The organism is Streptomyces sp. NPDC046866, from assembly GCF_040704625.1.
In the GTDB taxonomy this organism is placed as follows: domain Bacteria; phylum Actinomycetota; class Actinomycetes; order Streptomycetales; family Streptomycetaceae; genus Streptomyces.
Genome location: NZ_JBEYXN010000008.1, coordinates 39083 through 51604 on the forward strand (window position 1 = coordinate 39083; position 12522 = coordinate 51604).

Genomic DNA, 12522 nt, shown 5'->3' on the forward strand with positions numbered 1-12522 from the left:
GTGACGCATAAACATCCTGAAGGGGGACGCGGGCATGAGCTACAACCAGCCGGGACCTTACGGAGGGCCGCCGCAGCAGCCGGGGCCCTACGGAGGCCCGCCGCCGCAGCAGCCCGCCCCGTACGGGCAGCCCGCCCCCCAGCCCGGCTACGGCTACCCGCAGCAGGCTCCGCCGCCGCCTCCGGGATACCCGCAGCAGCCGCCGACGGCCCCGATGGGCTACCCGCAGCAGCCGACGCCGCCGGCGTACGGCTACCAGCAGCCGGGGATGCCGCCGCAGCCGCCGTACGGCGGGCAGCCGCCGAAGAAGTCCAAGGCCGGCGTCGTCATCGGCGTGATCGTCGCCGTGGCCGTCATCGCGGGCGGCGGCTGGTACCTGGTGGGCGGCGGCTCGTCGGGCTCGGTCGACTCGGCCACCAAGGGCTACAAGCTGGCGTTCCCGGCATCGGTCGACAGCTTCGCCAAGAACGAGAAGGCGGGCGTCCCCGGCAGCGACGCCCCGCTCGTGGGCGAGCACAAGACCAAGGTCGAGGCCATGGGCATCAAGGAAGCGCGCTCGGCGGGGAGCACCCAGTACCTGAACGGCGAGAAGGGCAAGGCCAAGCAGCTGACCGCCAACGGGTACTGGGGCCAGCTCGACGATCCGGCGAAGACCCTCGACGCCTACTTCGCCCAGATCGGCGCACCCAACCCTGAGCTCGACAAGCTCGGCCTGAAGTACGAGAAGGCCGGCTCCCCCAAGGACTTCACGCCGGAGGGATTCAAGGGCGCGCTCATGAAGTGCGTCGACGTCAAGATGACCGCGATGAAGTCCGTCAAGCCCGGAGAGCCGACTTCCGTGGTGGTCCCCTTCTGCGCCTGGGCCGACCACTCGACTCTGGGGGTCGTCAACCAACTGGACCAGGCGGCGATCCTGACCGGCGGCACCCACGGCACGCAGGAGGACGTCGCCAAGCTCGCTGCAAAGCTCTACAACACCTCGCGGACCAAGGTCTGATCCACCGGCAGGGGCCCAGTATGGCACTGGGTCCCTGGTCTGTTGGCCTCAGTCACGCGCGGCCTGGGAGCAAGCCTCATTGGCGTCATCTATCTGCACTGACAGCGAATACAGGATGTTCTGGCAAATGATCTCGCCAGCGAACCCGTTTTCGCCGGTGCTGCATGCCTCCTGCACTCGCGGGCCCACGACGTAGCCCAGGTTTTCCATGTAGCTGGTGCAGTCCGTATACGAGGCCTGCGCGGGCGATGCCGCAAGGACCGGGAGGGCACCCGCCAACGCCGTTGCTGCAACGATCCCCATCGCACGCTTGACCTTGGACACCGCACACTCCCTCGCTTCGACACTTCGCTGCCAGACCAAGATGATCAGGAATGAGGCAGGCAATCCAGTGCATATCGATCATCCGACCGATTTATGTTTGTCTATGGCTGATCACGCACGAGGAGGGGCGCCCCGGACATCCGGGGCGCCCCTCCTCGTTCGCTGCGGTGCGGCGGCGGCAGCCGTTACGCCGACTTCTCCTGCGGGCCCTGGTCCTTCGGGACGATGCGGGGGACCAGGGTCGGGTTCACGTTCGAGCGGACCACGTCGGCCGTGATGACCACGCGGGCCACGTCCTTGCGGGACGGGACCTCGTACATCACCGACATCAGCACCTCCTCCATGATGGCGCGCAGACCGCGCGCGCCCGTCTGGCGGAGGATCGCCTGGTCGGCGATGGCCTCGAGGGCCTCCCGCTCGAAGTCCAGCTCCACGCCATCCAGTTCGAAGAGGCGCTGGTACTGCTTCACCAGGGCGTTGCGCGGCTCCACCAGGATCTGGAGGAGGGCCTCACGGTCCAGGTTGTGGACCGAGGTGATGACGGGCAGACGGCCGATGAACTCCGGGATCATCCCGAACTTCACCAGGTCCTCCGGCATGACCTCCTGGAACTGGTCGCTCGCCTCGATCTCCCGCTTCGAGCGGATCGTCGCGCCGAAGCCGATGCCCTTGGCGCCCGCACGCGACTCGATGATCTTCTCCAGGCCGGCGAAGGCGCCGCCCACGATGAAGAGCACGTTCGTCGTGTCGATCTGGATGAACTCCTGGTGCGGGTGCTTGCGGCCGCCCTGCGGCGGGACCGAGGCGGTGGTGCCCTCCAGGATCTTCAGCAGGGCCTGCTGCACGCCCTCGCCCGAGACGTCGCGCGTGATCGACGGGTTCTCGCTCTTGCGGGCGACCTTGTCGATCTCGTCGATGTAAATGATGCCGGTCTCGGCCTTCTTGACGTCGTAGTCCGCCGCCTGGATCAGCTTCAGCAGGATGTTCTCGACGTCCTCGCCCACATAGCCGGCCTCCGTCAGCGCCGTCGCGTCGGCGATGGCGAACGGCACGTTCAGCATGCGGGCCAGGGTCTGGGCGAGCAGCGTCTTGCCGGAGCCCGTCGGGCCCAGCAACAGGATGTTCGACTTCGCCAGCTCGATGGCGTCGTCGCGGCCCTGCGCGCCGCCGTTCTCGCCGGCCTGGACGCGCTTGTAGTGGTTGTACACCGCCACGGAGAGCGCCTTCTTCGCCGGCTCCTGGCCGACGACGTAGCTCTCCAGGAACTCGTAGATCTCGCGGGGCTTGGGGAGTTCCTCCCACCGGACCTCGCTCGTCTCCGCGAGCTCCTCCTCGATGATCTCGTTGCAGAGGTCGATGCACTCGTCGCAGATGTACACACCGGGTCCTGCGATGAGCTTCTTCACCTGCTTCTGGCTCTTTCCGCAGAACGAGCACTTGAGCAGGTCGCCGCCGTCACCGATGCGTGCCACGAGGTGCTTCCCCTTCGCCTGGGAGACGCTTGGTTCAGCGGCTCCTGGTGCCTCATATCCGACGGTACCTTGCCGGGGGCCCCGTACGGGGCCCCCTTGGCGCGGTTCACACAGCCGAATCCTGCGGCGTGTCCGCGCCAATTGGCGGCAAGGATCAGACCGCGTTCATCTTGCGGGTGGAGACGATCTGGTCGATCAGGCCGTACGCCAGGGCGTCCTCGGCCGTGAGGATCTTGTCGCGCTCGATGTCCTCGCGGATCTTCTCGATCGGCGTGGACGAGTGCTTGGCCAGCATGGTCTCCAGCTGGTCGCGCATGCGCAGGATCTCGTTGGCCGCGATCTCCAGGTCGGAGAGCTGCTCGCGGCCGGTGCCGCCGGACGGCTGGTGGATCAGCACGCGGGCGTTCGGCAGGGCCATGCGCTTGCCCGGGGTGCCGGCGGCGAGCAGGACCGCGGCGGCGGAGGCCGCCTGGCCCATGCAGACCGTCTGGATGTCCGGCTTCACGAACTGCATCGTGTCGTAGATGGCGGTCAGCGCCGTGAAGGAACCGCCGGGGCTGTTGATGTAGATCGAGATGTCGCGGTCGGGGTCCATCGACTCCAGGCACAGCAGCTGCGCCATGACGTCGTTGGCGGAGGCGTCGTCGATCTGCACGCCGAGGAAGATCACGCGCTCCTCGAACAGCTTCGCGTACGGGTCGTACTCGCGCACGCCCTGGGAGGTGCGCTCGACGAAGCGGGGGACGACGTAGCGGTTGTCGACCTGCGGCCCGGTGTAGAGGCCGCTCGCGGGAGAGAGGTTGTTCATGTGCATGTGGGTGTTCACCATCCTGGTGGCGTTCTGCGGGCTGAGGCTTGCCTGGTGCGGGCGGGCGTACGGGTCCCCGTGCGGGCCCCGGCCGCCGCCGGGGCCGGGATCAGGCCCCGGTGCCGCCGCCGCCCGGGACCAGGGACGCGGCGGAGATGATCTCGTCGATGAGGCCGTACTCCTTGGCCTCCTCCGCCGTGAACCAGCGGTCGCGGTCGCCGTCGCGGATGATGGTCTCCACGGTCTGGCCGGAGTGGTGCGCGGTGATCTCCGCCATGCGCTGCTTCGTGCGCAGCAGGTACTGGGCCTGGATCTTGATGTCCGAGGCGGTGCCGCCGATGCCGGCGGAGCCCTGGTGCATCAGGATGTCGGTGTTCGGGAGCGCGAAGCGCTTGCCCGGGGTGCCGCCGGTGAGCAGGAACTGGCCCATGGAGGCCGCCATGCCCATGCCGATGGTGACGACGTCGTTCGGGATGTACTGCATGGTGTCGTAGACCGCCATGCCCGCCGTCACCGAGCCGCCGGGGCTGTTGATGTACAGGAAGATGTCCTTCTCCGGCTCGGCGGCCAGGAGGAGGAGCTGCGCCGTGATCTTGTTAGCGATCTCGTCGTCGACCTGCTGGCCGAGGAAGATGATGCGCTCGCCGAGCAGCCGGTTGTAGACATGGTCGCCGAGGCCGCCACCGATGGACGGCTCACCCGCGGCGTAAGGCTTCAGATTCGTCACGTATCCACCTGCTCGTCTCCGACGGCCACATGCCGTCTCAGCGTCTCGTTCTGGGGCGCGGACCGGCCGGTGCGGAGCTCTCCGCCGGCGTCCGGGTACTCCCGTGCCCTCGTATTCATGGACCCTAACGCGCAGGTCGGACAACGCCATCCCGCTTCCCGAACTGTTCGCTCGGAGCGCAAGGTCCGGGGGCCTTCCGGAGGCCGCGCCGAGGCCGTACGGAGGCCGTACGGAGGCCGTGCCGGCGGCCTTCCGGGGCAGGATGCGGAAGGGGCCCGCACGCCAGGCGTACGGGCCCCTCCGGGGTACTGCTGGTGCCGGTGGCGGCGCGGCCTTACTTGGCCTCGGCGTCGCCCTCGGCGGCGTCGGCCTCGACGGTCTCGGCGGCGGCGTCGCCGGCCTCGGCCTCGTCCTCCTCGTCGGACAGGTCGATGACCTCACCGTTGGTGTCCACGACCTTGGCGGCCTCGACGACCAGCGCCAGCGCCTTGCCGCGGGCGACCTCGCCGACGAGCATCGGGACCTGGCCGCCCTCGACGACCGCCTGGGCGAACTGGTCGGGGGACATGCCGGAGGAGGCGGCGCGGCGCATGAGGTGCTCGGTCAGCTCCTCCTGGTTGACGCCCAGCTTCTCCTTGTTGACCAGGGCGTCCAGGACGAACTGGGTCTTGATGCCCTTGATCGCCTGCTCCTTGGTCTCGGCGTCGAACTCCTCGACCGTCTTGCCCTGGAACTCCAGGTACTTCTCCAGCGTCAGGCCCATCTGGCCGAGCTGGTGGTGCTCCAGGTTGTGCTTGCGGGTGTTGACCTCGTCCTCGAGCAGCTTCTCGGGGATCGGCACCTCGACGAGCTCCAGCAGCTTCTCCAGGACGCGCTCCTGGGCCTGCGTGGCCTGGTCGTACTGCTTCATGTTCTCGAGGCGCTTGCGGCTGTCGGCCTTGAGGTCCTCGAGGGTGTCGAACTCGCTCGCCATCTGCGCGAACTCGTCGTCCAGCTCCGGCAGCTCCTTGGCGGACACCTTGGTGACCTTGACGGTGACCTCGGCGTCCTTGCCCTCGGCGGAGCCGCCCTTCAGCTGCGAGGTGAAGGTGGCCTCGCCGCCGGCCTCGAGGCCCTTGACGGCCTCGTCGATGCCGTCGAGGAGCTCGCCCGAGCCGATGGTGTAGGAGACGTCGGAGGCGACGCCGTCCGGCAGGACCTCGCCGTCGACCTTGGCCTCGAGGTCGATGGTGACGACGTCACCCTCGGCGGCGGCGCGCTCGACGTCCTTGGTGGACGCGAAGCGGTTGCGCAGCTGCTCGACGGACTTCTCGACGTCCTCGTCGGAGACCTCGACCGCGTCGACCTCGACCTCGATGCCGGAGAAGTCCGGGATCTCGATCTCGGGACGCACGTCGACCTCGGCGGTGAAGGCCAGCAGCTCGCCGTCCTTCAGCTCGGTGATGTCGACCTCGGGCTGGCCCAGCGGGTTCAGGTCGGCCTCGTTGACGGCCTCGGTGTAGAACTTCGGGAGGGCGTCGTTGACGGCCTCCTCCAGCACCGCACCGCGGCCGAAGCGCTGGTCGATGACGCGGGCCGGGATCTTGCCCTTGCGGAAGCCCTTCACCGTGACCTGCTGGTTGATCTTCTTGTACGCCGCGTCGAGGCTGTCCTTGAGCTCCTCGAAGGGCACCTCGACAGTGAGCCGAACCCGAGTCGGGTTCAGGGTCTCCACGGCGCTCTTCACGGTTCGGTCTCCTTGTGGCTGACTGCTGGGGTCTGCTGTCGCTGCGATTCAGCGTTTCAGCGGATCGGGCCCGGTACATCAGACACACGGGCACGCAGCTTGCATAGTAACCGCAAGCGGCAATCAGCCCACAACGCGATCTTCGCGATGGCGATGGCGATGGTGGTGGTCGGGGTGGCCGGATTCGAACCGACGACCTTCCGCTCCCAAAGCGGACGCGCTACCAAGCTGCGCCACACCCCGTCGGTGCGACACGTAGGGTACATGGCCGGAGACCCTCCGACACGCGGCGTTTCTCGAAGCTTTCGGGCCGCCCGCCGCTCGGCCCGCGTACGGGCACGCAATGCGGTGTGACTCCCCCGCCCCGACCCGCTAGGATGCTCACCGTGCCGCGGTCCCCGGACCTGCGCGTATGTATGCGGGTGTAGCTCAATGGTAGAGCACTAGTCTTCCAAACTAGCTACGCGGGTTCGATTCCCGTCACCCGCTCAGAATGACTCAGGGCCAGGTCAGAGGATGTTTCCTCCGCCTGGCCCTGAGTCGTTTCCGAAGGCCTGGATCAGCCTGGTGTGTCCCCCGCGTGCGCCTCGGGCTCCGGATCGCGTTCCGTGCCCCCGCGGCTCTTCTCCACCAACCCGCTGCGCGCGCCAGCAATCAGCCGGTCCCGTTCCGCACTGGCGTGCTGGTAGATCAGCGCGGCACGGGCGGTGCTGTGGCCCATGCGCGCCATCAGCTCTCGGGTGCTCGCCCCGGTGGACGCGGCAAGGGTGTTCCCCGTGTGCCGGAGATCGTGGAAGTGCAGCCCGCTGACGCCGGCCTCCCTGCAGGCCTTCCGCCACAGCCGGTTGAAGTGGTTCCGGCGCGGGGTGGCTCTCTTGGCCCCGACGAAGACCCGCCCATCGGCCCCGGGCTCGGCGTACTTCTTCAGGTGCTCCCGAATGTCCTGGACGATCACGCCAGGGATGGAGACCGTCCGCTTGCCCGCGGCACTCTTGGGGGCCTTGATCTCCCGCTGCCCGTTGCCCAGCTCGGCGACGGACCGCCGGACGCGCACCGACCCGTGCTCCAGGTCGACGTCCCGACGGTGCAGCCCGATCAGCTCACCCCACCGCAGGCCGAGGAATCCGGCCATGAGAACGAGGCCGCGGAAACGGGGGTCGACGGCATCGGCCAGGGCGTAGACCTCCTTCACCGTGGCGGTGGGTCGCTCGGGAGTGTGCACCATGCTCGCACCCTTGATCTGGCAAGGGTTCCGCTTGATCAGCTGGTCCGACAGGGCCGTGCCCAGGATGGCGCGCAGGAGGGCGTAGGCCTTGGCCACCGTCGTCGGGCCGGTGCCGGCAGCGAGCTTGTCAGCGCGCCAGCGCCGCACGAGAGGAGCCGAGATGTCTGCAACGTTGACGGCTCCGAACGCCGGCTCCAGGTGGTGCTTGAGCAGCGAGCCGTACAGCTGGCGGGTGGTGCTGGTCAGCTCCCGTTCCTTGACCCAGGCGACGACGTACGACCCGAAGGGGACCTTTCCAGCGTCCGGATCCAGCCAGTCACCCCGCCGCATCTCCGTCTGCTTGTCGGCCAACCAGTCGTCCGCGTCACGCTTGGTCCGAAACGTCTCCGGCGCAGGGCGGAGCTGCCCGTCAGGCCCGACATAGCGCGCCTGGTACCGACCGGACGGCAACTTCCTGACTCGTCCGAACGGACGACGCTTTCCAGCCATCAGGCAGCCACCGCCAGACGACCACGCCGACGCGGTTCCACGGTGTTGGCGGCGATGTACGCCCGTACAGCGCTCCTTGCTGCCGTGCAAGAAAGTCAGATCGGTGGGGGCAGCCGCGTAGACCGCCAGCCGGTCCAGCATGCCAGTCGGATGCGAGATCGAGCGGACAGCAGTGGCAACAGTGGACATCGCCCGAAGGTTCTCCCCTCACACCAATCTGCGCTGGTCACGCGGCCGATGACGCAAGGTCGGCGATATCCACGTTCATGCTCCTCTCGGTCGGCAGCGGCGGGCTGTGTGCCCCTTGAGCTCCCAGGGCGTCCCGGTGCGCCCTTCCTGCTCCTCGGCGCTTCCGACACCTTTGCAAGGAGCGCCCACGTCGGGTGGGCGAGGAGGGGGCGATGTGACGCAACCGAGGTGCGGCGCGGTGACGAAGAGCGGAGGCCGGTGCCGAAACAAGGCGATCATGGGGAGCGGGCAGTGCGCCAAGCATCAAGGGCGCTGGACGCGGCGTGGGATCGCTCAGGTGGAGCAGAGGGAAGCGCAAGCCAAGCTGCGCGAGCTGAGCAAGAAGAAGTGGTCCTGGTGGTGACCGTCCTCTGACATCCATCGTCGACATCAACGAAGACGGCCGACAGGGTGTCGCTGGTGCCAATCCCGCCAGGGCAAACCAAGGGGTCACCTACCGGTTTTGGTAGGTGACCCCTTGTTCCGTGGCCTCGCGCAGGCTCCTGCTAGCTGAACGCTGGTAATCCTTCGTGGGCGGAGTGGGCTGGGCAGAGGAGGCGGTGGCCTCGGCTGGGTGCTATGGGCGCTTATCGGGCCGCCGTATGCCGATGCAGGCCACCAGTGCGCCACCGTCTTCGGTGAGGAAGAACCTGAAGCCCCACGACCCATCGGGGGCTCTGACCAATCCGCTGAGGATCGGCTGGGCGCGCTCGGTGAGGATCTGCGCCGCTCGCTCCACCCCCAGGGTCTCCATGCCCCTTCGCCGCATACCCCGAAGGCGGGTTGTCAAGACTTGGGCATGGGCCTCCGAGGACATGATCCAGTCCCACCAAACGACGTACTCGCCGCCGCCGACGAGGGCCGCCAGAGCAGCCTTGGATGCCGCGTCGTCACCGGCCAGCAGGCGCATCAACTCGTTTCGTTCCATGACCCCTCCCTGGCCGGCATCCTGCGATGTGGCAGTGATGTGCCGCAACCGCGTATACCGCTCGCCACTCTGTCCCCCAGGGGCCGACAGGCCGTGTCCCCCGCGTGCCCAAACGGGAGGGCTTCTGTGGGGAGCCGCGGGGAATGGCGGGGAGGCGGCGGGGACGTGCCGGTCAGGGGCTTGGCTGGTCAAGCCGCAGGCGCGTACGCGATCTTCCAAATTAGCTACGCGGGTTCGATTCCCGTCACCCGCTCCAGATCGGCTCAGGGCCAGGTCGGAGGGCGTTTCCTCCGCCTGGCCCTGAGCCGTTCCGGTCCGCTCAGTGCATGACCTGGGTGCAGTGGACGGTGGTCTTGCCGTCGGCCGTCTTGACCACATACGTGCTTCCGCTCAGGCCGCCGACGTCGAACCGCCCCGAGGTGTCGGTGGGGACGGAACCCGAGGCGGATCCGGAGTAGGTCACGGTGGTGCCGGCGGGGAATTGCTCGCCCCACAGGTGGTATTTGCCGGCTGAATCCACCTCGACGTTGCACTTCGCGGCGGCGGGGGCCTCGAGGGTCGAGGCGTGTGCGGCGAGGGCCGGGCCCACCGCGAGCGCGGGGGCCGCGAGGAGCGCGAGGGCTGCAAGACGGCGCGTGCGGTTCATCGTTCAACCTGCCTTGGAGAGGGTGCCGGTACGGCCGGTGAGGCGTGACGGCTCCGATGCCCGCGGCAGGGTCGTACGGGACGCCGAGGGGAGACTCTCGGTCCGCTACGCCGTACTGATGCCGTTTTCAGCCTATCTTCCGGTGCGTCCCACGGCATCTCGCCGTCCCGCTGCTGCCGGGCTAGAGCTTGATGCCGGCGATGGTGTCCGCGAGGGAGTTCAGGAAGCGGTTGACGTCCGGGGCGATGGAGCTGGACGCCAGGAAGAACCCGAAGAGGACGGCGACGATCGCGGGGCCGGCCTTGATGTGGTTGCCGCGGATCAGCACCACCAGGATGACCGCCAAAAGAACCACCACTGACAGCGAAATGGCCACTACTGATCACACCTTCGGTCGTCCCCGGCTCGGCCTGGGGCGCACGGCCGCGCACACCCCCGTACGGACCATCCTCCCACCAACGGGGCCCGGCTATCCGCCCGCTGAGCGTCCGTCGGCGACGGTTTTCCGCCAGCGGCGCGTCACGGCGTGGGCAGGCCGAGGAGGGAGCGCACGCGGGCGTACTTCGCCGCGAGGCGCTCGCGGGTGGGCGCGTCCAGGGCGGACAGGCGTACGGGATCGGCGTTGTGGGCCAGGTCCGCCTCCTTGACCAGCAGGGCTCCCGGGGTGGCGAGGATGCGGGCCGCGTACTCCTCGACCGGCTCCCCCGGGCGCTTGGTGACCGCCAGGACCATGTCCTTCACCGCCTGCGGGAGAGCAGCGGAATCCAGCCAGGCCAGGCTGAGGGCCTCGTCCTCGACGGCGTCGTGCAGCCAGGCCGCCGCCTGCTGCTCCGCGCTGCCGCCGCGGGAGCGGACGCCCTCCGCCACCGCCGCGAGGTGCTCCGCGTACGGCCGGCCGGCCTTGTCGGTCTGCCCCTCGTGCGCGGCGCGCGCCAGGGCCTCGACCTCCGCGAGGGTGAGCGACTGCCGTGTCATGCGGTTCCCTTCGCCGTCCCGTGCGCCGCTGCCCGCAGGGCCCGTGCCGCGCGGCGCACATCCGCCTGGGTGGTGCGCCAGTTGGAGAACGCCGCGCGCAGCGCGGGGGTTCCCGCGTACACGGTCGGGGTGACGAACACCTCGCCTGCCGCGGCCTCCCGCAGGGCCGTGAGCCGGGCCGGGTCGGGGGCGTCGCCGGCGAGGGTGAAGCAGACGACGTTGAGGCGGACCGGGGCGAGGAGGCGGAAGGCCGGGTCCTGTTCCAGCTCCGCGCCGAGGGCCCGGGCGCAGGCGATGTCGCGCTCGACGATCTCCCGGTGGCCCTCCCTGCCGTACGCGCGCAGCGTGAACCAGGCGGCGAGGGCGCGCAGCCGGTGGGAGTTCTCGGGGGTGAGGTGGACCAGGTCGGGGTGCTCGCCGAGCGGGCCGAGGTAGGCGGCGGCGTTCTGGTAGACGCGCGCCTGGAGGTCGGGGCGGCGGGTGAACTGGACGGCGCTGTCGTAGGGGACGTTGAGCCACTTGTGGAGGTCGATGCAGACGGAGTCGGAGGCGTCGAGGCCGTCGACGAGGTGGGCGTGCTGCGGGGAGAGCGCGGCGAAGGCGCCGAAGGCGGCGTCGGTGTGCAGCCAGAAGTCGTGGCGGTCCTTCAGGGCGGCGACGGCGCGCAGGTCGTCGAAGTCGACGGTGTTGACGGTGCCCGCGTTGGCCACGACGACGGCGGGGCCGTGGGTGTCCGCGAGCGCGCGGTCGAGGGCGGCGGGGTCGACGGCCTCGCGGCCGGGGAGGGTGGGCACCTGTACCAGGCTGGTGCGGCCGAGACCCAGGACGGACAGGGCCTTGGCGATGGAGGAGTGCGGAGCGCCGGAGAGCACGCGGACGGGGCCGAGGGCGGCGGCCCCGTACTCGGCCGGGGAGACCCCGAGGCGCTCGCCGAGCCATTCGCGGGCGATGGCGAGTCCGGTGGTGTTGGACTGGGTGGCTCCGCTGACGAAGGTGCCGCTGTGCGCGGCGCCGAGGCCGAACAGCTCGCGGAGCCAGCCGGCGGTCTCGCGCTCCAGGTCCTGGCCGGCGCCGTCGAGGGCGGAGTTGGAGTTCTGGTCGTGGGCGGCGGTCAGCCAGTCACCGGCGAGGGCGGCCGGGGTGGCGCCGCCGGTGACGAAGCCGAGGTAGCGGGGGCCGGCCGAGGCCGACAGGCGGGGCGCCCAGCGCCGGGCGAAGGCGTCGAGGGCGGCCTCGGTGCCGGCGGCCCGCTCCGGGAGCGGCTCGGGGGCCGGCGGGTGCGCCGGGGGCGGCGGTACGACGGGACGCTCGCCGAGGGCTGCGAGGGCGTCGGCGGCGGCGCGGCGGGTGGCCTCCAGCAGCTCGGGGAGGCGGGCGAGGTCGGCGGCGAGGGTGCGGTCCATGCGGGGCACGGTAGGGGCCCGGCGGGCGGCGGCGGACGGGCCAATCCGGAAAGAGTGGCCGGTCCCCGGCTCACGTCCCGACCAGCCGGCGCGACTCCGCCCCCGGCCCGGGCGGGCGGAACCGGGGAGGCCATCAGACCGGACCGGGCGGGGTCGAGCTGGGCCGAACGGGGCGGGTCCGGGCCGGGCGGGGTCGAGCTGGGCCGCACGGGGCGGGTCGGTTCCGGCGGGGCGGGCCGGGAGGGCCGGGCGAGGCGGGCAGGACAGGGCCGGACGGGGCCGGGCCGGGCGGGCCGGGCAGGGGTCTGGCCGGGCGGAGCAGGGCGGGCAGGGAGGGGCGAGCGGTGCGGCCCGGACACGGCGGGCAGGGAGGGGCGGGCCGGGGAGGTGTCTGGCCGGGCGAGCAGGGTGGGCCGGTAGGGGCGGGCCCGGTCGGGCAGCGCGGGGCGGGGGCAGGGCGGGCACGCGGGCGGGCCGGTCGGGGGCCAGGGCGGGCGCGTCCGGCGCGGCGGGGCCGGGCCTGAGCGGGCCGGTCGGGTCGGGGCAGGGACGGACGGGCGGATCCGGGCAGGGC

Annotated in this window: 12 protein-coding genes and 2 tRNA genes; 2 read left to right on the forward strand and 12 right to left on the reverse strand. The window is 70.1% G+C overall.

Annotation, left to right across the window (positions count from 1 at the left end; all coding sequences use genetic code 11):
• Nucleotides 1-214: 214 nt before the first annotated feature.
• Nucleotides 215-997, forward strand: a complete 783-nt coding sequence (locus AB0953_RS14480) for a hypothetical protein (protein ID WP_366859788.1) — start codon at nucleotides 215-217, stop codon at nucleotides 995-997.
• Between the two features lie 48 nt (nucleotides 998-1045).
• Here AB0953_RS14480 and AB0953_RS14485 read toward each other — a convergent pair whose 3' ends face one another.
• From AB0953_RS14485 to AB0953_RS14510, 6 genes are all read right to left on the reverse strand, one after another.
• Nucleotides 1046-1321 (reverse strand): hypothetical protein, encoded by a 276-nt coding sequence (locus AB0953_RS14485; RefSeq protein ID WP_366859789.1) that lies wholly within the window; start codon nucleotides 1319-1321, stop codon nucleotides 1046-1048.
• Nucleotides 1322-1506: 185 nt separating this feature from the next.
• Nucleotides 1507-2793 (reverse strand): ATP-dependent Clp protease ATP-binding subunit ClpX, encoded by a 1287-nt coding sequence (clpX, locus tag AB0953_RS14490; RefSeq protein WP_030297265.1) that lies wholly within the window; start codon nucleotides 2791-2793, stop codon nucleotides 1507-1509.
• A 154-nt stretch (nucleotides 2794-2947) separates the two neighbouring features.
• A complete protein-coding gene (locus AB0953_RS14495; RefSeq protein WP_366859790.1) occupies nucleotides 2948-3622 on the reverse strand; it encodes an ATP-dependent Clp protease proteolytic subunit in 675 nt (224 codons plus the stop codon).
• Between the two features lie 88 nt (nucleotides 3623-3710).
• Nucleotides 3711-4328 (reverse strand): ATP-dependent Clp protease proteolytic subunit, encoded by a 618-nt coding sequence (locus AB0953_RS14500; RefSeq protein ID WP_366859791.1) that lies wholly within the window; start codon nucleotides 4326-4328, stop codon nucleotides 3711-3713.
• A gap of 334 nt (nucleotides 4329-4662) precedes the next feature.
• Complete coding sequence (gene tig, locus AB0953_RS14505; RefSeq protein ID WP_366859792.1) at nucleotides 4663-6054, reverse strand: trigger factor; 1392 nt, start codon at nucleotides 6052-6054, stop codon at nucleotides 4663-4665.
• A 166-nt stretch (nucleotides 6055-6220) separates the two neighbouring features.
• A tRNA-Pro gene (locus tag AB0953_RS14510) sits at nucleotides 6221-6297 on the reverse strand.
• A 175-nt stretch (nucleotides 6298-6472) separates the two neighbouring features.
• Here AB0953_RS14510 and AB0953_RS14515 point away from each other — a divergent pair.
• Nucleotides 6473-6543, forward strand: a tRNA-Gly gene (locus AB0953_RS14515).
• 70 nt (nucleotides 6544-6613) lie between these two features.
• On the opposite strand, the gene AB0953_RS14520 is transcribed toward AB0953_RS14515, so the two are convergent.
• The 6 genes from AB0953_RS14520 to AB0953_RS14545 all read right to left on the reverse strand — a co-directional run bounded on the left by AB0953_RS14520 (nucleotide 6614) and on the right by AB0953_RS14545 (nucleotide 11948).
• Nucleotides 6614-7957: a site-specific integrase gene (locus AB0953_RS14520; RefSeq protein WP_366859793.1), complete on the reverse strand. Its 1344-nt coding sequence runs from the start codon at nucleotides 7955-7957 to the stop codon at nucleotides 6614-6616.
• Nucleotides 7958-8573: 616 nt separating this feature from the next.
• The gene (locus AB0953_RS14525) at nucleotides 8574-8924 is read right to left on the reverse strand and encodes a hypothetical protein (RefSeq protein WP_366859794.1); all 351 of its coding nucleotides are present in this window, start codon (nucleotides 8922-8924) and stop codon (nucleotides 8574-8576) included.
• 319 nt (nucleotides 8925-9243) lie between these two features.
• Nucleotides 9244-9570: a hypothetical protein gene (locus AB0953_RS14530; protein ID WP_366859795.1), complete on the reverse strand. Its 327-nt coding sequence runs from the start codon at nucleotides 9568-9570 to the stop codon at nucleotides 9244-9246.
• Nucleotides 9571-9751: 181 nt separating this feature from the next.
• The gene (locus tag AB0953_RS14535; protein WP_030159386.1) at nucleotides 9752-9946 is read right to left on the reverse strand and encodes a hypothetical protein; all 195 of its coding nucleotides are present in this window, start codon (nucleotides 9944-9946) and stop codon (nucleotides 9752-9754) included.
• 143 nt (nucleotides 9947-10089) lie between these two features.
• On the reverse strand, nucleotides 10090-10545 hold the full coding sequence (locus AB0953_RS14540; protein WP_366859796.1) for an HD domain-containing protein: 456 nt from the start codon (nucleotides 10543-10545) through the stop codon (nucleotides 10090-10092).
• Nucleotides 10542-11948, reverse strand: coding sequence for a pyridoxal-dependent decarboxylase (locus AB0953_RS14545; RefSeq protein WP_366859797.1), 1407 nt, complete (start codon nucleotides 11946-11948; stop codon nucleotides 10542-10544). The genes AB0953_RS14540 and AB0953_RS14545 overlap by 4 nt, the downstream gene beginning before the upstream one ends.
• Nucleotides 11949-12522 lie beyond the last annotated feature (574 nt).

Coding starts and splice junctions, on each gene's coding strand:
- AB0953_RS14480 (WP_366859788.1), top strand. CDS start 215: ATGGGCTACCCGCAGCAGCCGACGCCGCCGGCGTACGGCTACCAGCAG.
- AB0953_RS14495 (WP_366859790.1), bottom strand. CDS start 3,622: ATGGTGAACACCCACATGCACATGAACAACCTCTCTCCCGCGAGCGGC.
- AB0953_RS14520 (WP_366859793.1), bottom strand. CDS start 7,957: ATGTCCACTGTTGCCACTGCTGTCCGCTCGATCTCGCATCCGACTGGC.
- AB0953_RS14525 (WP_366859794.1), bottom strand. CDS start 8,924: ATGGAACGAAACGAGTTGATGCGCCTGCTGGCCGGTGACGACGCGGCA.
- AB0953_RS14530 (WP_366859795.1), bottom strand. CDS start 9,570: ATGAACCGCACGCGCCGTCTTGCAGCCCTCGCGCTCCTCGCGGCCCCC.
- AB0953_RS14540 (WP_366859796.1), bottom strand. CDS start 10,545: ATGACACGGCAGTCGCTCACCCTCGCGGAGGTCGAGGCCCTGGCGCGC.
- AB0953_RS14545 (WP_366859797.1), bottom strand. CDS start 11,948: ATGGACCGCACCCTCGCCGCCGACCTCGCCCGCCTCCCCGAGCTGCTG.